The sequence below is a fragment of the Pseudomonas kribbensis genome, assembly GCF_003352185.1.
GTDB lineage: Bacteria > Pseudomonadota > Gammaproteobacteria > Pseudomonadales > Pseudomonadaceae > Aquipseudomonas > Aquipseudomonas kribbensis.
This window is the reverse complement of record NZ_CP029608.1, coordinates 3,473,321-3,498,396: the sequence shown is the minus strand read 5'-3', so window position 1 is coordinate 3,498,396 and position 25,076 is coordinate 3,473,321. Positions and strand designations below refer to the sequence as shown.

At 61.7% G+C, this 25,076-nt stretch carries 24 protein-coding genes; 9 read left to right on the top strand and 15 right to left on the bottom strand.

All coding sequences use genetic code 11. The features are described from left to right. Positions 1-91: 91 nt before the first annotated feature. Genes DLD99_RS15895 through DLD99_RS15880 form a run of 4 tightly spaced genes read right to left on the bottom strand, consistent with a single transcriptional unit; the run spans position 92 to position 3,949 of the window. Positions 92-1,144, bottom strand: coding sequence for an extracellular solute-binding protein (locus tag DLD99_RS15895; protein ID WP_114883500.1), 1,053 nt, complete (start codon positions 1,142-1,144; stop codon positions 92-94). Between the two features lie 15 nt (positions 1,145-1,159). Next, positions 1,160-1,948: an ABC transporter permease gene (locus tag DLD99_RS15890; protein WP_114883498.1), complete on the bottom strand. Its 789-nt coding sequence runs from the start codon at positions 1,946-1,948 to the stop codon at positions 1,160-1,162. Further along, positions 1,945-2,862: an ABC transporter permease gene (locus DLD99_RS15885; protein ID WP_085710121.1), complete on the bottom strand. Its 918-nt coding sequence runs from the start codon at positions 2,860-2,862 to the stop codon at positions 1,945-1,947. Before DLD99_RS15885 ends, DLD99_RS15890 begins: the two co-directional genes overlap by 4 nt. Position 2,863: 1 nt before the next feature. After that, a complete protein-coding gene (locus tag DLD99_RS15880; protein ID WP_114883496.1) occupies positions 2,864-3,949 on the bottom strand; it encodes an ABC transporter ATP-binding protein in 1,086 nt (361 codons plus the stop codon). Between the two features lie 139 nt (positions 3,950-4,088). Between DLD99_RS15880 and DLD99_RS15875 the strand changes: the two genes are divergently transcribed. Both DLD99_RS15875 and DLD99_RS15870 read left to right on the top strand, forming a co-directional pair. Further along, positions 4,089-4,778, top strand: coding sequence for a GntR family transcriptional regulator (locus DLD99_RS15875; RefSeq protein WP_085710119.1), 690 nt, complete (start codon positions 4,089-4,091; stop codon positions 4,776-4,778). A 132-nt stretch (positions 4,779-4,910) separates the two neighbouring features. Beyond that, positions 4,911-7,022, top strand: coding sequence for a PAS domain-containing hybrid sensor histidine kinase/response regulator (locus DLD99_RS15870; protein ID WP_114886709.1), 2,112 nt, complete (start codon positions 4,911-4,913; stop codon positions 7,020-7,022). 12 nt (positions 7,023-7,034) lie between these two features. On the opposite strand, the gene DLD99_RS15865 is transcribed toward DLD99_RS15870, so the two are convergent. From DLD99_RS15865 to DLD99_RS15835, 7 genes are all read right to left on the bottom strand, one after another. Continuing rightward, positions 7,035-8,978 carry a response regulator gene (locus DLD99_RS15865; protein ID WP_114883494.1) on the bottom strand — a complete coding sequence of 648 codons (1,944 nt, stop codon included), beginning with the start codon at positions 8,976-8,978 and terminating at the stop codon, positions 7,035-7,037. After that, on the bottom strand, positions 8,968-9,843 hold the full coding sequence (locus DLD99_RS15860) for a sensor histidine kinase (RefSeq protein ID WP_114883493.1): 876 nt from the start codon (positions 9,841-9,843) through the stop codon (positions 8,968-8,970). Before DLD99_RS15860 ends, DLD99_RS15865 begins: the two co-directional genes overlap by 11 nt. Beyond that, complete coding sequence (locus DLD99_RS15855) at positions 9,836-10,846, bottom strand: ATP-binding protein (protein WP_114886707.1); 1,011 nt, start codon at positions 10,844-10,846, stop codon at positions 9,836-9,838. The genes DLD99_RS15860 and DLD99_RS15855 overlap by 8 nt, the downstream gene beginning before the upstream one ends. After that, on the bottom strand, positions 10,843-11,247 hold the full coding sequence (locus DLD99_RS15850; protein WP_085710114.1) for an anti-sigma regulatory factor: 405 nt from the start codon (positions 11,245-11,247) through the stop codon (positions 10,843-10,845). Before DLD99_RS15850 ends, DLD99_RS15855 begins: the two co-directional genes overlap by 4 nt. After that, positions 11,244-11,606, bottom strand: coding sequence for an STAS domain-containing protein (locus tag DLD99_RS15845; RefSeq protein ID WP_007959463.1), 363 nt, complete (start codon positions 11,604-11,606; stop codon positions 11,244-11,246). The genes DLD99_RS15850 and DLD99_RS15845 overlap by 4 nt, the downstream gene beginning before the upstream one ends. A gap of 3 nt (positions 11,607-11,609) precedes the next feature. Beyond that, a complete protein-coding gene (locus DLD99_RS15840) occupies positions 11,610-12,461 on the bottom strand; it encodes an STAS domain-containing protein (RefSeq protein ID WP_114883491.1) in 852 nt (283 codons plus the stop codon). Positions 12,462-12,700: 239 nt separating this feature from the next. Further along, positions 12,701-13,222, bottom strand: coding sequence for a DUF4142 domain-containing protein (locus DLD99_RS15835; protein ID WP_114883489.1), 522 nt, complete (start codon positions 13,220-13,222; stop codon positions 12,701-12,703). Between the two features lie 205 nt (positions 13,223-13,427). Here DLD99_RS15835 and DLD99_RS15830 point away from each other — a divergent pair, with 205 nt between their 5' ends. Next, the gene (locus tag DLD99_RS15830; protein ID WP_085710111.1) at positions 13,428-13,670 is read left to right on the top strand and encodes an HP1242/YdcH family protein; all 243 of its coding nucleotides are present in this window, start codon (positions 13,428-13,430) and stop codon (positions 13,668-13,670) included. A 109-nt stretch (positions 13,671-13,779) separates the two neighbouring features. Next, positions 13,780-13,950, top strand: a complete 171-nt coding sequence (locus DLD99_RS29230; RefSeq protein WP_167443776.1) for a hypothetical protein — start codon at positions 13,780-13,782, stop codon at positions 13,948-13,950. Positions 13,951-13,983: 33 nt separating this feature from the next. On the opposite strand, the gene DLD99_RS15820 is transcribed toward DLD99_RS29230, so the two are convergent. The 4 genes from DLD99_RS15820 to DLD99_RS15805 form a co-directional block, all read right to left on the bottom strand. Next, positions 13,984-15,000 carry an SMP-30/gluconolactonase/LRE family protein gene (locus DLD99_RS15820; protein WP_413038530.1) on the bottom strand — a complete coding sequence of 339 codons (1,017 nt, stop codon included), beginning with the start codon at positions 14,998-15,000 and terminating at the stop codon, positions 13,984-13,986. Positions 15,001-15,056: 56 nt separating this feature from the next. Beyond that, positions 15,057-16,202 carry a sterol desaturase/SRPBCC family protein gene (locus DLD99_RS15815; protein WP_114883484.1) on the bottom strand — a complete coding sequence of 382 codons (1,146 nt, stop codon included), beginning with the start codon at positions 16,200-16,202 and terminating at the stop codon, positions 15,057-15,059. Between the two features lie 109 nt (positions 16,203-16,311). Further along, complete coding sequence (locus tag DLD99_RS15810) at positions 16,312-17,175, bottom strand: LysR family transcriptional regulator (protein ID WP_085710108.1); 864 nt, start codon at positions 17,173-17,175, stop codon at positions 16,312-16,314. 84 nt (positions 17,176-17,259) lie between these two features. Beyond that, positions 17,260-18,978: a hydrogenase maturation protein gene (locus DLD99_RS15805; protein ID WP_114883482.1), complete on the bottom strand. Its 1,719-nt coding sequence runs from the start codon at positions 18,976-18,978 to the stop codon at positions 17,260-17,262. A 297-nt stretch (positions 18,979-19,275) separates the two neighbouring features. Here DLD99_RS15805 and DLD99_RS15800 point away from each other — a divergent pair, with 297 nt between their 5' ends. The 5 genes from DLD99_RS15800 to DLD99_RS15780 all read left to right on the top strand — a co-directional run bounded on the left by DLD99_RS15800 (position 19,276) and on the right by DLD99_RS15780 (position 24,984). After that, entirely contained in the window at positions 19,276-19,782 is a 507-nt protein-coding gene (locus DLD99_RS15800) for a sigma-70 family RNA polymerase sigma factor (RefSeq protein WP_085710106.1), read from the top strand. Beyond that, the gene (locus DLD99_RS15795) at positions 19,779-20,729 is read left to right on the top strand and encodes a FecR domain-containing protein (protein ID WP_114883480.1); all 951 of its coding nucleotides are present in this window, start codon (positions 19,779-19,781) and stop codon (positions 20,727-20,729) included. The genes DLD99_RS15800 and DLD99_RS15795 overlap by 4 nt, the downstream gene beginning before the upstream one ends. A 91-nt stretch (positions 20,730-20,820) precedes the next feature. Continuing rightward, positions 20,821-23,742 (top strand): TonB-dependent receptor, encoded by a 2,922-nt coding sequence (locus DLD99_RS15790; protein ID WP_114883478.1) that lies wholly within the window; start codon positions 20,821-20,823, stop codon positions 23,740-23,742. Between the two features lie 250 nt (positions 23,743-23,992). Continuing rightward, the gene (locus tag DLD99_RS15785) at positions 23,993-24,484 is read left to right on the top strand and encodes an MbcA/ParS/Xre antitoxin family protein (protein ID WP_114883476.1); all 492 of its coding nucleotides are present in this window, start codon (positions 23,993-23,995) and stop codon (positions 24,482-24,484) included. Continuing rightward, positions 24,481-24,984 carry an RES family NAD+ phosphorylase gene (locus DLD99_RS15780; RefSeq protein ID WP_114883474.1) on the top strand — a complete coding sequence of 168 codons (504 nt, stop codon included), beginning with the start codon at positions 24,481-24,483 and terminating at the stop codon, positions 24,982-24,984. Before DLD99_RS15785 ends, DLD99_RS15780 begins: the two co-directional genes overlap by 4 nt. The last annotated feature ends 92 nt before the right edge of the window (positions 24,985-25,076 follow it).

Below are 25,076 nucleotides of genomic sequence, written 5' to 3'. Positions count from 1 at the left end.
ATTTGTGTTGTCTGCAAACTCCGGACATTCCACGAAACCTGTGGGAGCGAGCCTGCTCGCGATGGCCGCGACGCGGTCTTGAGTCAGGCAATCAGCCTTTGAGCTTCGACCAGATCCGATCCTGCAGCTCCCTTGCCTTGTTGCTGCATTCCTTCTCCGGCCGCAGCCGCGAGGCGTATTCCTCGGGCATGTTGATCGCGTCCATGACCTTCCATTTCGCATCCAGCAACTGATCGCTCTGAATGCCGTTGGCATAGGCAATCGCGTTGGACACGGCAGCGGCGTTTTCGGGCTTCATCATCCAGTCGATGAAGATCTTCGCGTTGCCCGGATGCGGTGCGCTTTTCGGTACGGCGAAGTTGTCCTGGAACATCGCCACGCCTTCACGCGGGTACACGTACTTGATGGTGTTCTTCTGCAAGGTGGCGCGGGCCGTCGAGCCGTTCCAGTTCTGCATCATGATCACTTCGCCCGAGGCCATTCGGTCGACGGTGTTGTCGGAGCTGTACATCTTCAAAAACGGTTTCTGCTTTTGCAGCAGCTCCAGGATGCGCTTGGCGTCCTGCGGGTTTTCCGTGCATTCGTCGACGTTCAGGTAATGGCTGGCGGCGTTGATCACGCTGCTGGAGGTGTCGAGGGCGGCGAGCTGGCCTTGCAGTTCCTTGCGTGGCTCGAAGAACTCTTTCCACGAGTCATCGAGCTTGCCGCCCGGCACCCGCGCGCTGTCATAGGAAAACCCGGTGGTGCCCCACAGGTACGGCGCCGAATATTTGCGCCCCGGATCGAAGCTCGGGTCGCGGAACGGGCCTTTGACGTACTGGAAATTGCTCAGGGTCGGGGTGTCGATTTCCAGCAGCAGATCCTGCTTGATCAGCGTCTGCATGATCGACTGCGACGGCACGATCACGTCATACGCCGCGCCGCCGGCCTGCAACTTGGCGAGCAGGGTTTCGTTGCTGTCGTAGCCGTCCATGGTGACCTTGATTCCGGTCTCCTTTTCGAACTTGGCCAGGAGATCGACCGGGTAGTAATCGGTCCAGTTGTAGAAGAACAATTCCTTGGGCTCGGCGGCGTGGGCGCCGAACGCGGTGAAACAACTCAGGGCCAGACCGGATACTGCCAGACGCATGTTTTTGACTTTCATGAGCGCGCTCCAGGTTTATTGTTGTTTGCCGCGTTGGCCGAGCCAGAAGGCCAGCACCACGAGAACGATGGAAATCACCAACATCAGGGTCGAGATCGCGTTGATCTCCGGTGTCACGCCGGCCTTGATTGCCGAGAAGATGTACACCGGCAACGTGGTCGAACCGGGGCCGGCGACGAAGAAGGTCATGATGAAATCGTCGAGGCTGACCACGAACGCCAGCACCGAACCGGACAACACCGCCGGCCACAACAGCGGCAAGGTCACGCGGCGAAACACCTGCCACGGGTTGGCGTACAGGTCGTTGGCGGCCTCCAGCAGGCTCTTGTCCAGATCGTTGAGCCGTGCGCGGATCGGCAGGTAGGCGAACGGAATGCAGAAGCCGATGTGCGCGACGATCACCGTTATCAGCCCGAGCTTGATCCCCAGCGCCATGAACAGCAGCAGGGTGGCCACGGCGGTGACGATCTCCGGCAGGATCAGCGGCAGGTTGATCCCGCCTTCGACCATTTTCTGCCCGTAGAACGGCCGGTACGTCGCCAACGCTGCGAGCAGCGCAATCGCCGTGGCGCACACGGTGGCGATGGTCGCGACGATGATCGAGTTCAGCGCCGCCGTCTGGATCGACGGGTTGGCCAGGATCCGCCCGTACCAGGCGAGCGAGAACTCGGTCCACACCGTCGCCGAGCGGTTGGCGTTGAAGCTGTAGACGATCAACACCAGGATCGGCACGTACAGATAGGCGAGGATCAGCAAGCTGATCTCCCGGGTCGCCGGGAGTTTTTTCAGGTGCAGAGAGATCATGCTTTCGCTCCCCGGTTCAGGGTTTTCGCCGCGCTGCGGCTGTAGAGGGCGTACAGCACCAGGGACAACAGCAGAATCCCCAGCAGCAGGAACGACAGCGAACTGCCCAGCGGCCAGTTGCGTGCGGTGCCGAATTGCTGCTGGATCAGGTTGCCGATCATCAGGGTCTTGCCGCCGCCGAGAATCGCCGGAGTGATGAAGGCACCGAGGCTCGGCACGAACACCAGCAACGCACCGGCAATCACCCCGGGCATCGACAGCGGCAGGATGATCCGGCGCAGCGCGTGCCAGCGGTTGGCGCCCAGGTCATAGGCGGCCTCCACCAGACGCCAGTCGAGTTTTTCCAGGGTCGAGTAGATCGGCAGGATCATGAACGGCAGGAAGCTGTAGACCAGACCGACGCTGACGGCGAAGTCGTTGTAGAGCAGGGTGATGCCGCCGGCGCTTGGGAACAGCGCGTTGAGGCTCTGGGCGACCCAGCCCTGTTCGCGCAGGATGATCAGCCACGCGTAGTTGCGAATCAGCAGGTTGGTCCAGAACGGAATGGTGATGAGCAACACCATCAGGTTGCGCCGGCGCGGGGTCAGGCTCGACATCCACAAGGCAACCGGAAAGCCGAACAGGAAGCACAACAGCGTGGTGCCGCCGGCCTGGAACACCGAGCGCAACAACGCCTGGGCGTAGACCCAGTTCAGCTCCAGCTCGCCGTCGAAGCCTTCCTGGAAAAACAGCTGCACGTAACTCTGCAGTTGCCATTGGGCCTGCCAGTCCACACCGCCATAGGTGTTGCGCGGCAGCAGGCTGATGTAACCCATGATCCCCAGCGGAATGGCGATCAGGGCAAGCAGGGTCAACACCACCGGGCTGAGCAACAGCGCACGGTTGAGGGAGGGGGAAGTGCTGCTGACGCTCATCTCAGGCCTCCATCAACAGGCAGGCCTGGGGCGGCAGGTGCACCGCCACGGGTTCACCGACCGCCCGACACGCGCTCAGGCCTTCGTTGTTTTCCCGCAGCATGACTTTGATGTCGTTGTTCAAGCGGCACTGGTACAGGGTCGCGGTGCCGACATACAGCACGGCCTCGATCACGCCGCGCAGATGATGGGGCTGATCCACCGTGACCAGTTGCGATCGCTCGGGACGAAACGCCAGTTGCACGCTGCTGCCATTGACGCCTTGGGGCGGGCAGGGGATTTCCACCGGCATGCCGTTGGGCACGAAGAGATTCTGGTTGTGGTCGCCACGCTTGAGCTGGCCGGGGAGGAAGTTGATGTCGCCGATGAACTGGGCGACGAAACGGTGCTGCGGGCGTTCATAGATGTCGGTGGGTGTGCCGATCTGCAGGATCTTGCCGGCGGACATCACCGCAATCCGGTCGGACAGGGTCAGGGCTTCTTCCTGATCGTGGGTGACGAAAATGAAGGTGATCCCGGCTTCCTGCTGCACACGCTTGAGTTCGACCTGCATTTCCTTGCGCAGCTTCAGGTCAAGCGCCGACAGCGGCTCATCCAGCAGCAGCACTTTCGGTTTCGGCGCCAGGGCCCGGGCCAGAGCCACGCGCTGCTGCTGGCCGCCGGACAATTCCGCCGGTTTGCGCCCGGCCAGGTGCTCCATTTGCACCAGCGCGAGCATCTCCTCGACCCGTCCGGGGATCGTCTTGCGATCAAGACCCTGCATCTCGAGGCCGAAGGCGATATTCTGCGCGACACTCATGTGCGGAAACAGCGCGTAACTCTGGAACACTGTATTGACCCGGCGCTTGAACGGCGGCAGGTGATTCACGGTTTCGCCCGCCAGACGGATCTCGCCGTCGCTGACGTGTTCGAAACCGGCGATGGTGCGCAGCAAGGTGGTTTTGCCGCAGCCCGAGGGGCCGAGCAGGGTGAAGAACTCATTGTCGGCGATGTTCACCGAGACATTGTCGAGGGCTGGCGCGAGGCCGGGATCGTCGGAGTACCGTTTGGAGACATTACGCACTTCAATTGCTATTGGTTGACCCATAATGGTGCAATCCTCTAATTATTGTATGCAATATCTGAATGCAATTTAGAAATACCCGGATTAATCTGCTTGTGCAACCCCCATTTCCCTGGCTGAGTCTTTCGCCGGGTCGCGTTGCCAGCATCGAAGGAGCTTTCAAATGACCGAAAAGAAAACGGAAACCACGGTCGACCGCGTCTACCAAGGGGTTTACGAGGCGATCAGCAAGCGTTCGCTGCGTCCGGGAATGAAACTGGGCGAGGCGTCGCTGGCGGAATTGTTCAATGTCAGCCGCACGTCGGTTCGCGCCGCGCTCAAGCAATTGGAGGCCGACGGTCTGGTCACCACCGAGCCCAATAAAGGTGCGTCGGTGTCGCTGCCCAGCGATGAAGAAATCCGTTCGCTGTTCGAAACACGGCGCCTGATCGAGATCGGCATCGTCACCGAGCTGTGCCGGCGCAAGGACTCTGCCGCGATGCAGGACCTGCGCGAGCATTTGTTGCTGGAAGATGAAGCCCATGCGGCCGGCGACCACGAGCGGCTGATTCACCTGCTGGGTGAGTTCCACCTCAAACTGGCCCGCAGCCTGAACAACCCGGTGCTGCTCGACTGGTTCCAGAAGCTGATTTCCCGCGCTTCGCTGTATGCTGCCGCACTGGATGACGACAGCCACGAAGCCTGTCGCGACGACGAACACCTGCGGCTGATCGAGTACATCGAGGCCGGTAACCAGAGCGCGGCGATCGAACTGACCTGCATGCATCTGGACGGTATTCAGAAGGCGATTCTCGACGTCGCTGCGAAGCTCAAGACCGGCTACCACCCGCTCAAACACCTGATCGAAGTCTGAGCGTCGGGCAAGGGTGAAATCGGCTATACCTCTAATGAAACCATCGTTGCCCGGTGCGCTCGAAACAAACGGGCGCGACGCTTGACCGCGCAGCGATTGAACCGGATCAACCACAAGGCGTTGAAGCAGCCAATGCAGTTTTTATCCGATAGTCATGGGTGTGACGGCTGGCAAGGCGAGATGGCCGGGCGAATCCGTGCGTTCGACTGGAGCGGCACGGACCTGGGCCCCCTCGAAACCTGGCCGGCCAGCCTGTGCAACACGGTGCAACTGATGCTCGCCTCGCCGTTGCCGATGGTCATGCTCTGGGGCCACGCCGGTTACATGATCTACAACGATGCCTATTCGCGCTTTGCCGGCGGGCGTCACCCGTACCTGCTCGGTGTGCCGGTGGAACTGGGCTGGCCGGAAGTCGCCGACTTCAACCGGCATGTGGTCGACACCTGTCTGGCGGGCGGCACCCTGGAATATCGCAACAAGGATCTGGTACTGCTGCGCGACGGCGTGCCCGAAGATGTCTGGCTCGACCTTTATTACAGCCCGGTGGCCAACGATGCCGGGGTTCCGGCAGGCGTCATGGCGATGGTGGTGGAAACCACCGAACTGGTGCTGTCCGAACGCCTGCGCCAGGCTGCGGAAGACGCCTATCGCGCCGACAACGAGCGAGTGCGTCTGGCGCTGAACGCCGGGGCATTGCTCGGTTCGTTTGTCTGGGACGTGAGAAACAACGTGCTGTCGGCGGACGAGCGATTCGCCCGAACCTTTTCCTTCTCCCCGGATCAAGACCTGACCAACCTGCCGCAGCACATTGCCGAAGCGCACATTCATCCCGATGACCGCCCCTGGGTGCAGGAGTGCGTCGAAAATTCGGTGCGCACCGGCGAGCCCTACAACGCCGAGTACCGGGTGATCCGCGCCGACGGCAGCCATCTGTGGGTACTGGCCAGCGGCTGTTGCGAGTTCGATGAACGAGGCCAGCCGTACCGTTTCCCCGGCGTACTGATCGACATCCATGAACGCAAGACCGCTGAAGAGTCCCTGCTCAAGTTCACCCGCAATCTCGAGCAGCGCGTGGCTGATGAAGTGGAAGCACGCCTCAACGCCGAAGAGCAATTGCGCCAGTCGCAGAAACTCGAAGCCATCGGCGGTCTCACCGGCGGCGTGGCTCACGACTTCAACAATCTGCTGCAAGTGATTGCCGGCAACCTGCACCTGCTGGCGCGGCACGAGCCGAACAATGCCAACGTGCAACGCCGGGTCAGCGCCTCGCTGGCGGCGGTGGAGCGCGGTGCCAAGCTGTCTTCGCAACTGCTGGCGTTTGCCCGCCGTCAGCCGCTGTCCCCGGCGGTGTGCGACCCACGGAAAATCTTCGAAGGCGTCGGCGAGTTGCTGCAACGGGCACTGGGGGAAACCATTCAGATCGATGTGCAGTTGCCCGAAGAACCGTGGCACATCAACGTCGATCGCAATCAACTGGAAAACGCGATTCTCAATCTGGCGATCAACGCCCGGGATGCCATGAAAGGCGAGGGCACCATTGTCCTCGGCGCCGCCAACACGTCGCTGGACCGGGCGTTCTGCGCCGGCAAGGGCATCGTGCCGGGGGATTTCGTGCGGGTCTCGGTCAGTGACAGCGGTGTCGGTATTGCGCCGCATATGCTGGAGCAGGTGTTCGAACCGTTCTTCACCACCAAGGCCGATGGCCAGGGCACGGGCCTGGGCTTGAGCATGGTGTTCGGCTTCGTCAAACAGAGCGGCGGGCATGTCGAGATCGACAGCCAGATCGGTGAGGGCACGCGGGTGCGGCTGTATTTCCCGCGCAGCCTGCGGCCGCTGATCGATGAGACTCCGGGCGTGCGCCGTCAGCAGGCCGGCGGCAATGAAACGATTCTGGTGGTCGAGGACAACGAAGCCGTGCGCACTTCGGCGGTGGAGCTGTTGCGCGAAGAAGGCTACCGCGTGCTGATCGCCGCGAACGGCGACGCGGCCATGCAGATGCTGCTGGAGGGCGCCCGGGTCGACCTGATCTTCACCGACGTGGTCATGCCCGGGCTGATCAAAAGCTCCGATCTGGCGGCGTGGGCCAAGGTGCAAATGCCGCCGGTGGCGGTGCTGTTCACCTCAGGCCACACCCGCGACATCATCTCGCGCAATCATCAGCTCAGCCCCGACACCCATTTGCTCGGCAAGCCTTACGGGCCCGAGGCGTTGTTGCAGATGATCCGTGCGGTGTTGAGCGCCTGAGCAACCGGTCAGTCAGGCGCCGTCCAGCGTGCGGCGCACCTTGTCCAGCAGTTCGCTGATCTGGAACGGTTTGATCAGCATGTCCATGCCCGCGCCGAGGAACACCTGGCGGTTGATTGCGGTTTCCGCGTAACCGGTCATGAACAGGATCGGCAACCCCTCGCGCCAGCCCCGAGCCACGTCCGCCAGTTCGCGGCCGCTCATGCGCGGCAGGCCGACGTCGGTCAGCAGCAGATTGATCGACGGATCGTTCTGCAGGCGCTCCAGGGCGGTTTCAATATCGCCGGCCTGGGTGCAGCGATAACCGGCGTCCTCCAGTACTTCGGTTACGAACAACCGCACCGACGGCATGTCCTCGACGATCAGCACATGCTCGCCGGAACCTTGCGGATCGACCGCTGGCGGCACCAGATCGGCGGCCGTCGGGTCGCTGGTGGCCGGCAGCATGATGGTCACCTCGGTACCGCGCCGGGCAACGCTGCGGATGTGCGCATCGCCGCCGGACTGACGGGCGAAGCCGTAAATCGTCGACAACCCCAGACCGGTGCCCTGGCCCAATGGCTTGGTGGTGAAAAACGGGTCAAACACCTTGTCGATCAAGCTGTGTTCGATGCCGGTGCCGTCATCGCGCACTGATAGCGCCACGTAGGAACCATCGGTGAGGTTCGGATCGCCGTGGGAGTACGCGGCGTAAGTGCTGACCCAGATATTGCCGCCCTGGGGCAACGCGTCCCGGGCATTGATGACCAGGTTGAGCACGGCGCTTTCCAGTTGAATCGGATCGACCAGAGCAATGGCCGGTTTGGTGGTCAGCTCAAGCTTGAGGGCGATGCGTTCGCCGATGGTGCGCACCAGCAATTCTTCGAGCGAACGCACGTGATCGTTGATGTCCACCGGCCGGGTGTCCAACGGTTGTTGCCGGGCGAAGGCCAACAGGCGATGGGTCAGCGATGCGGCGCTCATCGCCGAATTCAGCGCGGCATCGGCGTAGAACTGCACCTTGTCGAGACGGGCGTCGGCGACGCGTTTCTGGATCAGTTCCAGGCTGGTGATGATCCCGGTCAGGAGGTTGTTGAAGTCATGGGCGATGCCGCCGGTGAGTTTGCCCAGCGCATCCATTTTCTGCACTTGCAGCAGTTGCGCTTCGGCGCGTACCCGGTCGGCGACTTCCTTGGCCAGTTGCGTGGTGGTGTCGTCCAGTCGAGCCAGGTGCGAGCGTTCACGATGACGGTGTTCGGTGACGTCTTCGACGAACACCAGGCTCAGTTCCGGCGTGCGGTACGGGGAAATCTGCCACTGGGTTTCGCGGATTTCGCCCTGCACGCGCATGTTCAGCGTGCCTTTCCAGCGTTCGCCGTCCACCAGTCGCAGGCGCAATTCCTTGAGGATGGCGCCCTGATCTTCGGCAAAGCACTCGTCGAGGATCTGCGCGTCACGGTTGTCCTGGATCAGTTGGGCAAAAGCGTGGTTGCACTCGTGGACTTTCAGGGTTGCATCGATGACCGCAATCGGCGCCGAGACATTGACGAAGATTTCCCGGAAGCGTGCCTCGCTTTCGCGCAGGGCATTTTCCGTGTCGCGCACCCGCAGCAGGGTGCGCAGGGTTGCCAGCAGTACGTCCGGGTCCACCGGGTGAATCAGGTAGGCGTCGGCCCCGGCGTCGAGGCCGGTGATGATGTCGCCGGTCTGGATCGACGCCGCCGATACATGGATCACCGGGAGCAGGGCGGTGCCGGGATCGGCGCGCAGTTCACGGACAATATCGAAGCCGCTCATGTCCGGCAGGTTGACGTCGAGAATCAGCGCATCCAGTGCCTCGCCGGCGATCAGCGCCAGGCCTTCGCCGCCGGTGCCGGCCTCCAGCACTTCGTAGCCGTGGCGCTCCAGGCGCCGACGCAGGGCGTAGCGGGTGGCGACGTTGTCGTCGACGATCAACAGGCGGATGTCATGTTTCATCGACGTTCTCCAGAGCGATCGCCAACGGGATGATCACAAAAAAGGTCGAACCGACTCCCGGTGCGCTTTCCACGCCGACTTCGCCGCCCAGCAGCTCCGCAAAACGCTTGCACAGGGATAATCCGAGCCCGGTGCCGCGCAGGCGTTTTTGCAGCGGCGAATCGACTTGAGAAAAGTCTTCGAACAGGGTGCCGTGCAGCTCGGCGGCGATGCCGATGCCGGTATCGCTGACGGCGAAACGCACCTTGTCCTGACCTTCAAGCCGTGCCGAGACCCGGACTTCGCCGCGAGTGGTGAACTTCAGCGAGTTGGAAATGAAATTGCGCAGGATCTGCGCGAGCTTCTTGTCGTCGGTGTACAGGCGCGGCAGGCCAACCGGTTCTTCGAAAATCAGGTCCACCGCCGTGGCGTCGACAATCGGCCGGAACATCCCGCGCAACGCCGCGAACAGGTCGAACATGTCGAACCACGCCGGGGAAATGGTGATGCGCCCGGCCTCGATCTTCGCCAGATCCAGCAGGTCGTCGACCATGTCGCTGAGTTCCCGGGCGGCGCTGCTGACGAACGCCACCTGCTTGTGTTGTTCGGGGCTGAGCGGGCCGTCGAGTTCATCGGCCAGCAGGCTGTTGATGCTCAGGATCGAACCCAGCGGGGTGCGGAATTCGTGGCTCATGTACGACAGGAAGCGGCTTTTCAGGTCCGAGGCCTGGCGCAGTTGTTCGGCCTGGGTGTCGAGTTCGGCGTACAGGGCCAGCACGCCCTGATTGGTTTCGTCGAGTTCTTCGCGCAGTGCGGCGGTTTCGCTCTGCAACTGGGCGATCAACGCGCTCTGTTCTGCGTTGCTCAAGGTCGGGGACTCAGCCATGGGCGGCCTCCAGGGCAACGACCAGCACCGTTACATCGTCGCGGCCGCGACAGAAGTCGCGGTGCAGGACGGTGGCTATCACGGCGGGATGGCGATGCACCAGGCCGGGGTAGTCTTGAAGGTTCCAACGGGACTGCAGGCCGTCGCTGTACATGATCAATAGATGTCCATTCACGTGAGCATAGTCAAAGGGCTGGGCTTTTCGGAATTGGGCGCCGACGATCCCCGGGTGCGAGGCCAGTCCACGGGATTTGTCGGCGGTGACGAGGCTGGCGCCGATGTTGCCGATACCGGTGAAGCTCAGGCTATCGCGTTCGCCATGGAACTGGGCAAACGCGACGGCACCGCCCCGAGTGCCGATCATTTCCCGGTGCAGGTCTTCCATCAGCATCTCCGGAGCGGCGAAGGGATCCAGGGCGAAGGCTTTCTCTCCGGCTCGGGCCGCGCGTTCGGCGTCCTCGCCGTGGCCCAGACCGTCAACGATCAGCGCGCTGATACTGTTGCGATCAACCGCCAGATGCCAGACATCACCGCATGCCGGGTCGTTGTGCAATGAGTGCTGGCTGACGCCGTAGCGCAGGTCCGGCGTCTGGTCATTGCGTGGATAAAGGCGTGCGAGCAGCACCGCACCCCGGGCATCGGCGTGCACGTCGAAGACTTCAGTTTGCCGGGCCACCGCGCCCAGTCCGATGCCCTGGGTGCCGCCGGTGGAAAAGCCGTCCATCATGCAGGCCTCCAGATCGAAGCCCTTGGCCCGGTCCACCGCCAGCATCTCGATGCCGAATCCGTTGGCACGGGGCAGGGCGCGCAGGTGCAGCTCGCCGACACCGGCGTGCTTGAGCACGTTGCTCGCCAGTTCCGTGGCCACCAGCGCCACCCGCCCGGCATCGCGTTCATCGAAGCCGTGATATTCGGCGAGTTGCTGGGCGGTGCGCCGTGCATGACCGATCTGACTGCTGTCTTCGATCAGCAAGACCTGGGTCAACGACCCGCTGATGTTCATGTCCATCGGGTGATCGTTATGCGAGTGCCTTTGCCGGGTGCGGTGTCCAGTTCGAATTCGTCCACCAGCCGCTTGGCGCCGGTCAGGCCCAGGCCCAGACCGCTGCCGGAGGTCCAGCCATCGGTCATCGCCAGTTTGATGTCGGGAATGCCCGGGCCTTCATCGCGGAAGGTCAGGCGCAGGCCGACCTTGTGGTTGTCATCGAGGATCTGCCAGTCCATGTCGCCACCCCCGCCATACACCATGGTGTTGCGCGCCAGCTCGCTGACGGCGGTCACCAGTTTGGTCAGGTCGATCAGGCGCATGCCGCACTCGGTGGCCAGTTTGCGCGCCAGTTGCCGGGCGAGCACCACATCCTGCTCGATGTTGATCGGTTGCGTACCGCTGCTGCGCACCGTCATTGCTGGCGTACTCGTTCCTGAAGCAGTTTCATGCCGCGCTCGACATTCAGCGCGGTGCTGACGCCGGGCAGGTTCAGGCCGAGCTCGACCAGGGTGATCGCCACCGCCGGTTGCATGCCCACCAGCATGGTTTCGGCATCCATGATTTTCGACAGGCCGGAGATGGTGCCGATCATCCGGCCGATGAACGAATCGACCATGTCCAGCGCCGAGATGTCGATCAACACCCCACGGGCGGAGGTCTTGCTGATGCGCTCGGACAGATCGTCCTGCAGGGTGAGGGCGAGCTGGTCATGCATGTCGACCTGGATGGTCACCAGCAGGAAGTCGCCCATCTGGAGAATCGGGATACGTTCCATCGCTTAAACCGTCTTGGCGAGAGTGATGCCCAGGCGGGTCAGGGCCAGCTTCAAGGCGTCGGCCAGGTTGGCCTTGGTCACCACGCCTTGCAGGTCGAGGCCCAGGTGCACGATGGTCTGGGCAATTTGCGGACGCACGCCGCTGATGATGCAATCGGCGCCCATCAGGCGGATCGCGGTGACGGTCTTGAGCAGGTGCTGGGCGACGAGGGTGTCGACGGTCGGCACGCCGGTGATGTCGATGATGGCGATTTCCGAACCGGTGTCGACAATGCGTTGCAGCAGCGACTCCATGACGACCTGAGTGCGTTGCGAATCGAGGGTGCCGATCATCGGCAGCGCCAGTACGCCGTCCCAGAGCTTGACCACCGGAGTGGACAGCTCAAGCAGTTCTTCCTGTTGACGTTTGATCACCGCTTCACGGGATTTCTGGAAGGTACGGATGGTGTGCAGGCCGAAAGCGTCGAGCAGTTCGGAGATTTCCCAGAGCTGTTCGGCGAGCAGGGCCGGTTGATCCTGGTAATGGTTTTGCAGCAGGGCGAACAACGGGCCCTTGAGCGAGAAAATGAAACTGGCGGTCTGTTGCGAGTCCTGACCAAGCAGCGCGCGGCTGTGGGAGAGCTTTTCGAGGAACTGGCGGGTGTTTTCCCAGCCCGGTGCTGCGATGTTGGTGCCGTTGTCGTTTTCCAGGCCAGTGATCACCAGTTGCAGGAATTCGCTGGTCTGTTGCTGTATGTCGTGTTCCTTGAGGTTGCGGGTGGCGCCGCTGGCCTGCAGTCCGTTGATCCATTCGCCCAGCAGTTGTGCCTGTTTGTTTTTCATCGCATCGAGTGTGCTGTTCTGCAGTGCTGCCATGTGCGTCGTGCTCCATTGCGAATTGGGGGCCGGCTCTTCGGAAAATGACCGGCGCGAAGTGAATGACCCTGGCCGTTCGAAATAGTTGTTCGTTCCCGTGAGGATATTTTTGATCCGGCGCAAGGAATGCCCCGTTAACTCTAGTTGGCGTGGCCGGTGACGCCGATCTTTCGCACCTTTGAATGCCCAATAAAAAGAGGCCGCGTCCAGTGGAGGCGGCCTCTTGGCTTGCTTTGCGGTTATTTGGAGGGGTGTTTGGCCTGCAGCTCCTTGGCGGCTGCCAGGTGTTTTTCCAGGCCGGGCAGCATTTTCTGCGCGAAGCCCTTGAGTTCGGTGGCGCCTTTGACCTGGTCGTCGGTCACGGTGTTGGCTTCTTTCTTGAACAGCTCGATGGCTTCTTCGTGGGCCTTCACCTGGTTATTGGCGTAGGCAGCGTCGAAGGACTCATCGCGCATGTCGAGGATCTTCTCCTTGGCCTGTTTCACCAGCGTGGTGGAGTCCGGAACCTTGATGTCGTGGGCCTGGGCAATGCTGGCCAGTTCATCGTTGGCCTTGCCGTGGTCGGTGATCATCATGTTGGCGAAGTCCTTGATGTCTGCCGACTGGCTCTTTTCCAGGGCCAGGCGGCTGGTTTCGATCTCGGCGATGCCGCCGGCCGCCGCGTTATCGACAAAACTGTTGGAGGTGGCGGCGAAGGCGCTGCCCATGCCGGTACTCAAGGCGATCGCCAGGGCGAGATGACGCAGGTTGAATCCGTCCATTGGTGTTTCTCCACGCAAATGTTTTGGGGGTGTTACTCAATGGAGGGAAGGCTGCGGCGTAAGGTTTTATCGTATTTGCCTCAGGGCGACGAACGGCCACCGCTGGTCTGACAGGTGGTCGACAGAAGGGTACAACCAAGGCCATTCTGGTAATGGCTGACGCAATCGGTCGCGTCGGCTGCCGATCAATTGACGGAGGTGTTCCATGCCGGTGACCCATGACCTGTATCAGGACTTGAAGCTTACGAAGGAAGAGATCCAGCAACGACGCACCGAGGATCCACATCTGGACGCACTGATCAACAAGTATTCCCAGGCGGACGCCGAGGTCGTCAAGGCCGAGACGGCAGCCTCGGATGCGCCCAGTGATGACGCACTGAAAAAACTCAAAGAGAAACGCTTGCAGGTCAAAGACAAGATCGTCGAGCAATTGCAGGCTCGAACCTGACCGTCAGTCGCGCCATCGACCTTCGGGGGTGGCACGACTGGAACGACAGCCACGACGGGCACCTCGAATGTACAGAGTCTTCAATCAGCGACTCTTTGCGAGGTGCCTTATGAAAGATCCTAAATTTCCTAGTGAAGAGCAGGGCGCATTTGACCCGGTTCCCACACATCCCGAGCCCAACAGCCCGGCGCATACCGTCCGCCATCCGGAAGAAAAGCGGAAGGACGACGAGGTGCCGGAGGATGAAGACCCGGACAAGTTCGATCGGTCCAGCAATTGACCGTCCGCCATCGCTGGCAAGTCGATACGGTATTCACTTCAAGGCTGCATCCAGCGGCATCCGCGCCATGTGCGTGGCTTTCAGCGAGCCGAAATACAACCAGTCGCCGTACTCGCGCGCGGTGGTGATCGGCGAGTAATTGCCGTCGCTCGCATCCTGCAAGTTCGCGATCACCTTGCCGTCCAGATCCAGCCCCAGTACAAACCCGCGTTTCTCCACCGGTTTGGGCACGACGGTCATTGCCCGGACGATCATCTTGCGCACGAACGGATGCCCGGCGGTGCCATCGAGCAGGGGATTGCGCGGCGTGTACAGCGCCACCCAGAACCGGTCCCGGCCATTGAAAGCAAGGTTGTCCGGGAGTCCCGGCAGGTTGTCGATGAACAGGTCGTGGGTGCCGGCCTTCGGTCCGGTCAGCCAGTAGCGGCTGATGCGGTAGGCGCCGGTTTCGTTGACCAGCACATAGGCGTCTTCCGGGCCGAGGGTGACGCCGTTGGCGAACTCCAGCTTGTCGAGCAGGACGCTGGTCTTGCCGGTCTGGAAGTCATAGCGCAGCAGACGCCCGTCACCGCCGTGCTCGATGATCGCCTCGCCGTCATGGCCGTAGCCCCAGCGACTGCTGGCATCGCTGAAGTAGGCGTAATGCCCTGACTTGTCGATGGCCACATCGTCGGTGAAACCGAACTTCAGGCCATTGGCTTCAGTGGTCAGCGCGGTCAGTCGCCCTTGAGCATCCAGGGACAGCAAGCCCTTGACTCCGTCGGCAATCACCAGCAAACCGTTCGGGTGCCGCGCCAGGCCCAGCGGGCGCCCGCCGGTATCGGCAAGTACCTGACGCTGCTGGCCGTCGAGGCTGGTCCGCAGCAGGCGCCCGTCGTGCAGGCCGGTGATCAGAAAGTCCTCTTCCAGCAGCAGCGCTTCAGGGCCTTCGATATCGCCCGGGCCGACCTGTTTCGCGCTTTTGAGGCGTTGATTGTCCGCGTAGACCCCTTCGGTCAGCGACGGCGCTGTTTGCGGCTTCCACGCCACGGGCTCGACTTTGGTCGGCATCAGCAACAGGAAGGCCAGAATCAAAATCACCAGCAGCAGGATCAGATGGCGCAGCTTCACACGTGAGCTCCTGCGAGTGCCAGATGACGGGTCGCCATATCGCGCAAGGCCAGCATCGAGGCGGCCGATTCACGTTCGATACGACGTTTGAGCAACAGCTGATTGGCGATGCGCATGCCCACGCTCTCGAAGCGGTAATCCAGGGTGCGAACGAAACGCGTGCCATCGCTTTGGGCCGAACATTCATAGGTCAGCAGCAGGGAGAGTCCGTGATCGCCCTGTGCCCGGGCGCACCAACGCCGCCCCGGCAGATACTCGGTGACTTCCCAGCTCAAATGTCCTTCGCGGCCACCGGCATGAATGTCTTCCTCGAAACGCGCGCCGGCATGCAACGGACCGGCAGGGCCGTCGATTTTCAACGAGGACGGATGCCATTCCGGCCAGCGGCTGACGGTGGCGGCGTAGGCGAGTACGGCAATCGGGTCGCCGGCGATGTCGATCGGATGCTGCATGCGGGTCATGGGCGTTCTCGAATCGGTGAGGGGGACGGGCTCCGGCTCCCAGTAGAGGGTGCCGAACAGGTAATCCATCAACGGCAGGACGATGTTGAAATTGCGCTCCTGCATGCGTTCACGACGGTGATGCAACTCGTGCAGACGGCGCATCTGGCGAATCCACGGCAGACGGCTCAGCGGATGCTTTTCCGGCAGGTGCTCGCAGGCGTGAAAGACCTCATAGGTCAAATAACCCAGCACCATGCAGCCGCCGAACAGCCCGGCGACGTTGGCGTTGACCCGTGAGAACAGCCACCACAGGGGCAGGGTGATCACCAGCGTGTGCACCACGATCAGCCACGCTGGAAAAAGGATCACCCGCCAGTCGCGGGCGCTGTCCCAAGTCATGTGGCCGGGAGTGAAGAAGCTGTGATGGTCGCCGGCATGGCGGGCGTAGAACATCTTGGCGAAGGCTTTTTTGTGATGCCCGAGGTGGCGGTGCACCACGTACACACCGAAGTTGAAGAACAGCAAGGTCAGCGGCACCGCCAGCCATTCCAGCGGACGCACCTGCTGCACGCTGCTCCAGAAAGCGCCGATGGCCAGCACGCCGAACAGCAGCACGAAGGCACCGTGCAGCCACGGGTTGTACAGCGGATGAATCGCCGCGCGGTAGCGGCTGCGAAATGCCTCGGTGGTCTGCCTCACTGCGGTCACCTGCGGATATTGTCGTTATCCCGGCAGATTAGCCGATCCCGCCGTTTGTGCAGGGTCTACCTTGAGGTCACAACTGCCATGCTCCGGTGCATAGCGGTCGTCAGCTCAACGGGTTCCAGCGCTGCGACCAGTCGTCATCGGCCTTGATCACTTCACGCAGCAGATCGAACGCCTGTTGCAGGGTCGCCGAATCACGGTCGCGGGAATAGACGAGGTAGGTCGGATAGCCGAACTCCGGAGCCTTGGTCACGACTTCCAGGGCGCCGCTTTCCAGGTAGGTGCGAACGACACGGGTGCGGAAGTAGCCGCTGCCGCCGTTCTCCAGAATGTATTGCAGGGCCAGCGGGCCGAGGTTGAAGCTCAGGGCGGCCTTGGCTTTTTCCGGCAATGCGGCATCGTGCTGGCGGCGGAAGTCGGTGCCCCAGTCGATGTACACGTAGGGAGCGGGGCGGTTGGGTGTCCGGACCAGAATCAGTTTCTCTTCCAGCACTTGCTCGACCTGCAAGCCCGGCCAGTATTCCGGCTGATAGACCAGCGCGGCGTCGAGCACGCCGAGCTCCAGTTGACGCAGCAGGTTCTCGCCGTCGCGGATGTCCATGCGCAGGGCATGGCTGGGGATCTTCTCGCGCAGTTCGGCAGCCCAGCTGAGCATCAGCGGGTTGCACAGGCTGACCTCGCCACCGATGTGCAGCACGTTGTCGTAGCCTTCGGGCAGCGGCAGGTCACGGCGCGCGGCTTCCCAGGTCTGCACCAGCTGATTGGCGTAGACCACGAACGCCTCGCCATTGGCAGTCAGCCGCGCACCGGCGCGGTTGCGCACGAACAGCGTGCTGCCCAGCTGGCTTTCGAGTTTTTGTACGCGGGCGGTGATGGCGGTCTGGGTGACGAACAGCTTTTCCGCCGCCGCCGCGAGGCTGCCGTGGCGGACGATTTCCAGAAAGGTGCGGGCGAGGTCGATGTCCATGGGCGGGCCGGAGATTGAGGTGCCGGCATTGTAGGTGCAGGTTCGCGATCACGTCATCGTGCAATCGCGAACCTGCATCGGGATTCAACCGGCCAACTCAGCCTCCCGAACCCGCGCCCAATCCTCCACCAACCGCGCCGGCGTGCAGCAAGTCTTGCGCTTGTAGACAAAATTGCGGCACTTCTCGGCAAACTGATTGCGGTTGTAGAGCATGTCTTCCTGCATCTCTTGCAGCTCGCTTTCGCGGCATTGGCGGATCAACTCATGATCGACCCGCAGCTTGCGTTCACGCACCGCCGCATACGTCGGATCGGTCAGCACCGAATTGGCCCGTTGCAGCAGCCACAGCGAGAACTCGTCCGGGCAACGCGGACCGATTTCCTGGACCATCCCCAGTTGCAACGCCTGAGCAGCGCTGACCGGCAGGCAGGCTTGGGTCAGTTGCTCGGCCATGGCCGGGCCGACGGCGCGGGGCAGGCTGTAGGTCCAGTATTCCGAGCCGTACAGGCCCATGCTTTTGTAATGCGGGTTGAGCACGATGTCGGCGCGGGCGAACACGATGTCAGCCGCCAGAGCGAGCATCACACCACCGGCGCCGGCATTGCCGGTGACCCCGCTGACCACCAGTTGCCGTGCACTGAGCAATTCTGCGCAGACATCGTCGATGGCCTGGATATTGGCCCACGCTTCTGCGCCCGGATCTTCGGCAGCCTGAATCACATTCAAATGCACACCGTTGGAAAAACTCCCGCGCCCGCCCTTGACCAGCAGCACCTGCGTGTCGCGGGACTTGGCCCAACGCAGCGCCTCGACCATTCGTTGGCACTGCTCGGTGCTCATGGCGCCGTTGTAGAACTCCAGCGTCAGCTCGCCGACCCGCCCGGATTCCCGATAGCGGATCGGCTGATAGGCCTCGTCGTTGAACGGTGCGTTGGCAATCGACCAGTCCAGCACCGGTACATCGGCCAATTGCCCGGCCAGCACATGCCGCGCCGGACGCTTGAAGGTCTCTTCACCTGGTTGCGGTTTGCGTCGCAGCGAGCCGATCCACAGACTGTGATCACCGGTGGCCACCAGCACCGCATCGTCGTGTACCGCAAGGATCTCGCCGGGGATGCCGGTGCGCTGATCGAGGTGCGCGTCATACACGTAATACTGGCCACCGGCGAGGCTGGCGAGTACGCCGGGCTGGCCGTCCGCTGCATCGATGCAGCGCTTGATGAAACGCGAGCAGTCGTGCCAGCTGAAGGTGCGGTCGTCCTGTTTCATGTTCGGTTGCAGGCAGCCGCGAACTTTGGGATCGGTGTAATCCAGGGGCACCGGGACGAAACCGTCGATGAATTTCTCCACCACTTCGCGGATGCAACGGATCGCCGCGTCGCTGACCCGGCCGTTGTACAGCTCGGATTTGCGCAGGCCCGCCGGCAGGTTGAATTCGCAGGTGGCCCAGACCGGGCCGGCGTCCATTTCTTCCACCGCTTGCAGGGCGGTCACGCCCCAGGACGGCAGCTCGCGCATGATCGCCCAGTCCAGCGCGCTGGCGCCGCGATCACCGACGATGCCGGGGTGAATGATCACCACCGGACGTTGCGGATTGCTCCACAGCGCATGGGGAACGCGGTCCTTGAGGAACGGGCAGATCACCAGATCGGCGCCGCTGTTTTCGATCTGTTCGCACACGGCGGCTTCATCGGTGAACAGCACCACGCTCGGTGAATGGCCCGCCTGACGCAGGTCCAGCCAGGCACGTTGGGTCAGACCGTTGAACGCCGAAGACAGAAGAATGATGTTGAGTGATCGCATGATTGCTCTTCCTTGAAAGGTCAGCCGCAGGCTCCGGTGAGCCGTCCGTGGCTATCGATGGAGGCGCAAGGTTAGAGAGTGGCGTGGCGGGCGCCACTGATCGAGATCAACGTTGTGTCAGCCAATGTTGCCGTGGCGACAAAGCGTCTTATGCTCAATGGTTTGCATATCCTGATTTTTTATTACTTCAAATGTCCGCGACGCTATTGCACAGTCGCAGCCCTGATCAACGCCGGACGATCCCGGCGTATCCATGGATTTTCGCAGCGGGTGGAGCCCGTTTTCAGGGAGTAAGGCATGGGGAGTCACAACCCGCATTACCAACTCATCGGGCAAATGTTCCAAAAGGACTACCGATGGTTATGCGCCGCAGTCAGCCGTACCCTCGGCTGCCCGCACAGCGCACAGGACATTGCTTCGGAAACCTTTCTGCGGGTGCTGGCATTGCCTGACCCGCTGGCCATTCGCGAACCTCGCGCACTGCTGACCACAATTGCCCGGCGTCTGGTCTACGAAGGCTGGCGCCGTCAGGATCTGGAACGCGCCTATCTGCAAAGCCTGGCGCTGGCGCCGGAGCCAGTGCATCCGTCGCCGGAGGAACGGGAACTGGTGATCGAAGCGCTGCTGGCGGTGGATCGCTTGCTCAACGGCTTGTCAGCGAAGGCCAAGGCTGCGTTTCTCTACCATCAGCTCGACGGCCTGACCTACAGCGAAATCGGCGAACGCCTCGGCGTCTCCACCAGTCGGGTGCAGCAGTACATGGTCGAAGCCTTCAAACGTTGCTATCAGGCGATGCAGGCATGAGACCGGACGAAACGCTGATCGACGAAGCGGCGCAATGGATGGCGTTGTTGCAGTCGGGGGATGTCAGCCTGCAAGAGCGCGCAGCGTTCGACGCCTGGCGTGCTGCGGACCCACGGCATCAGCAGATCATCGAGCAAATGGGCGGCGGACTGAATCTGTTGCGCCATGCGAACCTGCGCGGGTTGCCCCGCGAGAGTGTGCTGCACAGCCTGAATGCGCCCTCCAGCAGCCGTCGTCGATTCATCAGCGGCAGCCTGAGCGTGCTCGGCCTCGCGGTGCTGGCCGGGCTGCTCGGGCGACGTTATGGCTGGTTGCCCGAGGCCGGCGAGTTGTCGACCGGAACAGGCGAGCGACGTGAATTCACGCTGGAAGATGGCAGCACCTTGATGCTGAACGCCCGCAGCCGCGTGGTGCCGCGATTCGACAGCGCAGAGCGTCTGCTGGCCCTGCGCAGCGGTGAGTTGCTGGTTGATGTGGCGAAAAATCCGGCCCGGCCGTTTGTGGTCGAAACCGAACACGGGCGGATGCGCGCCCTCGGTACGAAATTCTTGGTGCAGCGCGCAGAGGATTCGACGCGGCTGGTGATGCTGCATTCGCAGGTCGAAGTGGTCACTGCCGGCGGCGCGCGGCAAGTGGTGGAGGCCGGCGAAAGCCTGTTGTTCAACGAACGGGAGATCCTCGCTCTGGAACGCAGCAAGGGACAGGAAAGCGCCTGGGTTCAGGGACGCCTCGAAGTGCGCGACCGCCCCTTGAGCGAAGTCATCGACAGCCTGCGCAGCTATCGGCGCGGGATTCTGCACCTCAGCCCCGAAGTCGCCGGTCTGCGCCTCAGCGGCCTCTATCCGCTGGACGACAGCGACCGCACCTTGCAGTTGCTCGAACGCTCGCTGCCGATCCGCGTGACCTGGCACAACCCGTACTGGGTGAGCATCGAAGCGCGGTTATAAAACCATAACTTCCCGGTCTATCCGCCCCCCTATAAAAAGCGCCGGCCCGCTGCTCATTCCCTGCAGACGCCTTCAACAGGGAAGCCCCTCGATGTTCTCATTCAAACAACAATCAACCCGTCTGACGCTGGCCGCCGCGCTGGCGATGGGCATCGTTCCTTCGGCCGTTCTGGCGCAAGATGCCGCCACTCAGGTGTTCACTTTCGACATCGCCCCGGGAGCGCTCGACGAGGTGTTGCTGGACATCTCGCGCCAGACCGGCGTGCCGATTTCCTTCAGCCAGAATCTGGTGCAGGGCAAGCGCAGCAATGCAGTGCGCGGTGCGTTGGGTGGCCGGCAGGCGGTGGAGAAGGCGTTGCTCGGCAGCGGTCTGCAAGTCGAGCAGGGTACTCAGGGTTTGAGCATTCGCCAGGCTGACGCGCCGAGCGCGGTGCCCGTGAAAGCTGCTGCCGTGGTGCCCACCAGCAGCGCCGATTACCGTATGGAAAAGGTCACGGTCACCGGCTCGCGTATCGCCCGGGCGCAGAGCGATGGTGCGACCCCGGTCAACGTCATCACCCACGAAGAAATGGAAGCGCGGGGCTACAAGAACGTCTACGACGCCCTCGCCACGCAAACCCAGAACACCGGCATGACCCAGGGCGAAGACTACGGCAACACCTGGCAACCGGCCGCCAGCGCACTCAACCTGCGCGGGCTTGGCCCCAACCACACGCTGGTGCTGATCAACGGCCGGCGGGTCGCCGATTACCCGACACCGTACGACGGCAAGGTCAACTTCACCAACCTGGCGAACATTCCTTCGGCGATCATCGACCGCATCGAAATCCTCAGCAGCGGCGCCTCGGCGATCTACGGTTCGGATGCGATTGCCGGGGTGGTGAACATCATCCTCAAGGACAAGATGAATGGCGTCGACGTGAACCTCAAGGGCGGCACCAGCGAACGCGGTGGCGGTGACAATCAGCGGTTGCAGATCAGTGGCGGCGGCAGTTGGGGGGACTTCGATGGCTTGTTCGGACTTGAGCTGACCAACCGCGATCCGATCTGGGCCGATGACCGGGGCTTCATGCAGAGCGGGCCGCTGGCGGATGTCGGTTACCGTCGCGACCTGAGCAATAACCGGTACCTGGGACCAGGCTGCGGTGCTTATCAAGACACGTTCGACAACAAGCTGTTCAACAGCGGCGGGCGCTGCCGCACCGACCAGATGTACAACGATTACTGGACGATCCAGACGCAAAAGGAAAACTACGACGGCTACACCCGCGGCACCTGGCATTTCAGCGACAGCGGTCAGGTGTTCGCTGACCTGATGTACGGGCTCGACCACATCCAGAACAACACCCGCGGCCCGACCTTTACTTCGCCAGACTTCATCAACCAGAACAGCGGCAATCTGGAGCGTTGGTATCGGCGTTTCGGTGAAGAGGAAATCGGCGGGCGCACCAGTAACAACAGCAAGTGGCGCGATACGTCATGGACAGGAACCCTCGGGCTGTCGGACAAGATCGCCGACACCGGCTGGCACTATGATCTGGCGGCCAACCGCTCGGAATACAAAAGCGTGCGCACCACACGCTACACGCCGCTGTCGTCGATTCAGGATTTTTACCTCGGCCCTCAGCTCGGCACACGCGGCGGTTACCCGGTGTTCTCCCCTGATGCTTCGCGTCTCGACCGGCCGTTGACGCCGCAGGAATGGCAGCAGTTTCGCGGTGACCTGACCCAGAGTAGCAAGTCGGTGTCCACCAGTTACAACGCCTCGGTCAATGGCGATCTGTTTGACCTGCCAGCCGGGCCGGTCGGATTTGCCGGCGTACTGGAAGCGGGCAAACAGGAATACCGCATCGACCCGGACGACCACCTCAATGATGGCAGTTTTTATGGCGTGACCCCGGCGCAAAGCTCTGGCGGTTCGCGCAAGCGCTATGCGGCGGGCGGCGAATTCAGCATTCCGGTCACTGACACTGTGCTGGCGACAGCGGCGGGGCGTTGGGACCAATACAAATTCAGCGGCCGCACCGAGCAGCAGAAAACCTACAACCTCGGCCTGGAGTGGCGGCCGATCACCAGCCTGTTGCTGCGCGGCAGTTACGGCACCAGTTTTCGTGCGCCGGACCTGAATTACATCTACCAGTCCGACAGCAACGGCTACTACCCGGCGCAGATCGACTACTACGGCTGCAGCCAGGGCGTGGAAGGCGCCTGTGATCGCGGGCGGGTCGACTACACCCAGAGCGGCACGGCGGATCTGCAATCCGAACGCGGCAAATCGTGGACCTACGGGTTTGTCTGGTCGCCGTCGCGCAACTTTGATTTCTCCACTGACTTCTGGCGGGTGGAAATCGACGACCTGCTGACCACCGTCGACGAAAACCGCCTGTTGCAGGAAGAGAACGAATGCCGCAACGGCACTCAGGACATCAACTCGGCCAACTGCCAGTCCACCCTGGCACGCGTCGATCGTAATCCCGGCAATGCCGCCATCGATCCCAATCAGTTGCAGCGGGTGCGGGTCAATGCGATCAACGCCGCCAGCGAGCGGGTCAGCGGTCTCGATTTCAAGAGCAACATTCGCTGGGGTGCGGGCCAGTACGGCGCGTTCAGTTCGGCGCTTGGCTACACCTTGGTGCTGTCGCATTTCTACAAGGAATCGGACGAAGCCCCGACCCAGGACTTGCGCACTTCGCGCAGCAACTACGACTGGCGCAGCAAGGTCAACGCCAGCCTGACCTGGGATTATCAGAAGGCCACGGCGACCCTGATGGGCATCCGATATGGCTCCGTCACCAACGGCGCGGGCGATGGCCGCCTGTCACCGTGGACGGTGTTCAACGCCAGTGCGCGCTATCGCTTGAACGACCGGGCGAGTGTCGGGCTGACCGTCAACAACCTGCTCAATCAGGTCAAACATGACGACTCGGCAGGCTGGCCGTATTACCCGACCGGCAACTACGACCCTTACGGGCGTCAGTGGTGGCTGGATGTGAGTTATCACTTCGGGGGATAAGACTTTTCGCCCGGAACGTCCTACGGAAACAAGCGGGTTTTGCGTGAAAACGGGGATATTTCCGACGACTTTTTCAGGTTGGTCGTCGGAAGCGTGATCTATAGCATCGGCTGTGACATTGAAGTCGTAAACGGCCTGGACGTTCAGGCCATCTGATAATGGATGGATCATGCGTACTGCACACCTCGAATACGAAACGCCTGCTTATTCCACCTGCCATCAATGGCGCGCTGATCGTGCCAGATGCCCCATGGAGGACGTCGCGTTGCCCAGTGCAAAGGTACCCCGGTTGACGGGTTTGAAGAAGGTTGAGGGCAAGCCTGTCGAATTGCTCGTGCATGGCCGGAACATCGGTGATGACGCCATGCTGATCGTTCACCTTACGAATGAAGGCTTTGAGTTGAAAGACGTCGTCGACATGCTTTCAACCTCCGAGCTTTACCAGCAAGGCGACGTGGTCAAACTCATCACTGGCAAGTCGGTCAGAACGATCCGGCGACTGCTGAAGGAGGATGAACCGATACGGCTTGACCCACAGCAGAGCGTCATCGCCTACCAATATGCATTGGTGCTGGAGCTGGCCATTCGGGCCTTCGGGGGGCAACCACGGGCGGAGGACTGGATGCAGAAACCCTCTACCTATTTTCACGGCCAAGTGCCGCTGGAATTGACCCTGCATCCATTGGGTTTTCAGATGGTGGAGCAGTATCTGGTGCAGCTGATCTACGGGGTTTACCCATGAACCCCTTGCCGTGGGACAAACATTGGTATGCCTGGCGGCTGGATCCCGAGGTTTACGGAGGCACGTGGGACAGCGGGATCGGATCGAAGCTGAAAGGCGGTCGATGGAATATTCCCGGACGACGCGTTGTCTACGCGTCAGTCGATCCGTCGTCGGCCATTCTGGAGGTGGCAGCCAACCGCAGTTTTGATGCCCTGGACCGCGAACCTTATGTTTTGACGTGTTTCGAAGTCATCAACAATGCGAAGGTAAAAATCGTGCAGCCCGAAGAGGTGCCGAACCCTTACTGGCTGAGTCCTGCGCAGCCTTCACCCAATCAGCAATTGTTTGCCGACGCGTTGCTGGCCGAACACCCGTTTGTACTGATTCCTTCGGCGGCAACCCGGCATTCGTGGAACTTGCTGGTGAGCTGCGATTTGGCAGAGGGGCAGTTCAGGATGGTCTCGCAGGAGCGGTTCGGGCTGGATACCCGTTTGCTCAAGGAGATGGTTTTGAGTTGATGAGTGGGCTTATCGATTTGCATAACCTCAGCACCCAACGGTCTAAATCGCGCCCTATAAATCCCCATCTGCCATCGCACATCCCTGCATAA

Excerpts from the sequence above, each read along its gene's own strand:
- DLD99_RS15895 (WP_114883500.1), bottom strand. The coding sequence starts at position 1,144 with ATGAAAGTCAAAAACATGCGTCTGGCAGTATCCGGTCTGGCCCTGAGT.
- DLD99_RS15890 (WP_114883498.1), bottom strand. The coding sequence starts at position 1,948 with ATGATCTCTCTGCACCTGAAAAAACTCCCGGCGACCCGGGAGATCAGC.
- DLD99_RS15885 (WP_085710121.1), bottom strand. The coding sequence starts at position 2,862 with ATGAGCGTCAGCAGCACTTCCCCCTCCCTCAACCGTGCGCTGTTGCTC.
- DLD99_RS15880 (WP_114883496.1), bottom strand. The coding sequence starts at position 3,949 with ATGGGTCAACCAATAGCAATTGAAGTGCGTAATGTCTCCAAACGGTAC.
- DLD99_RS15875 (WP_085710119.1), top strand. The coding sequence starts at position 4,089 with ATGACCGAAAAGAAAACGGAAACCACGGTCGACCGCGTCTACCAAGGG.
- DLD99_RS15870 (WP_114886709.1), top strand. The coding sequence starts at position 4,911 with ATGCAGTTTTTATCCGATAGTCATGGGTGTGACGGCTGGCAAGGCGAG.
- DLD99_RS15865 (WP_114883494.1), bottom strand. The coding sequence starts at position 8,978 with ATGAAACATGACATCCGCCTGTTGATCGTCGACGACAACGTCGCCACC.
- DLD99_RS15860 (WP_114883493.1), bottom strand. The coding sequence starts at position 9,843 with ATGGCTGAGTCCCCGACCTTGAGCAACGCAGAACAGAGCGCGTTGATC.
- DLD99_RS15855 (WP_114886707.1), bottom strand. The coding sequence starts at position 10,846 with ATGAACATCAGCGGGTCGTTGACCCAGGTCTTGCTGATCGAAGACAGC.
- DLD99_RS15850 (WP_085710114.1), bottom strand. The coding sequence starts at position 11,247 with ATGACGGTGCGCAGCAGCGGTACGCAACCGATCAACATCGAGCAGGAT.
- DLD99_RS15845 (WP_007959463.1), bottom strand. The coding sequence starts at position 11,606 with ATGGAACGTATCCCGATTCTCCAGATGGGCGACTTCCTGCTGGTGACC.
- DLD99_RS15840 (WP_114883491.1), bottom strand. The coding sequence starts at position 12,461 with ATGGCAGCACTGCAGAACAGCACACTCGATGCGATGAAAAACAAACAG.
- DLD99_RS15835 (WP_114883489.1), bottom strand. The coding sequence starts at position 13,222 with ATGGACGGATTCAACCTGCGTCATCTCGCCCTGGCGATCGCCTTGAGT.
- DLD99_RS15830 (WP_085710111.1), top strand. The coding sequence starts at position 13,428 with ATGCCGGTGACCCATGACCTGTATCAGGACTTGAAGCTTACGAAGGAA.
- DLD99_RS29230 (WP_167443776.1), top strand. The coding sequence starts at position 13,780 with ATGAAAGATCCTAAATTTCCTAGTGAAGAGCAGGGCGCATTTGACCCG.
- DLD99_RS15820 (WP_413038530.1), bottom strand. The coding sequence starts at position 15,000 with ATGCCGACCAAAGTCGAGCCCGTGGCGTGGAAGCCGCAAACAGCGCCG.
- DLD99_RS15810 (WP_085710108.1), bottom strand. The coding sequence starts at position 17,175 with ATGGACATCGACCTCGCCCGCACCTTTCTGGAAATCGTCCGCCACGGC.
- DLD99_RS15805 (WP_114883482.1), bottom strand. The coding sequence starts at position 18,978 with ATGCGATCACTCAACATCATTCTTCTGTCTTCGGCGTTCAACGGTCTG.
- DLD99_RS15800 (WP_085710106.1), top strand. The coding sequence starts at position 19,276 with ATGGGGAGTCACAACCCGCATTACCAACTCATCGGGCAAATGTTCCAA.
- DLD99_RS15795 (WP_114883480.1), top strand. The coding sequence starts at position 19,779 with ATGAGACCGGACGAAACGCTGATCGACGAAGCGGCGCAATGGATGGCG.
- DLD99_RS15790 (WP_114883478.1), top strand. The coding sequence starts at position 20,821 with ATGTTCTCATTCAAACAACAATCAACCCGTCTGACGCTGGCCGCCGCG.
- DLD99_RS15785 (WP_114883476.1), top strand. The coding sequence starts at position 23,993 with ATGGAGGACGTCGCGTTGCCCAGTGCAAAGGTACCCCGGTTGACGGGT.
- DLD99_RS15780 (WP_114883474.1), top strand. The coding sequence starts at position 24,481 with ATGAACCCCTTGCCGTGGGACAAACATTGGTATGCCTGGCGGCTGGAT.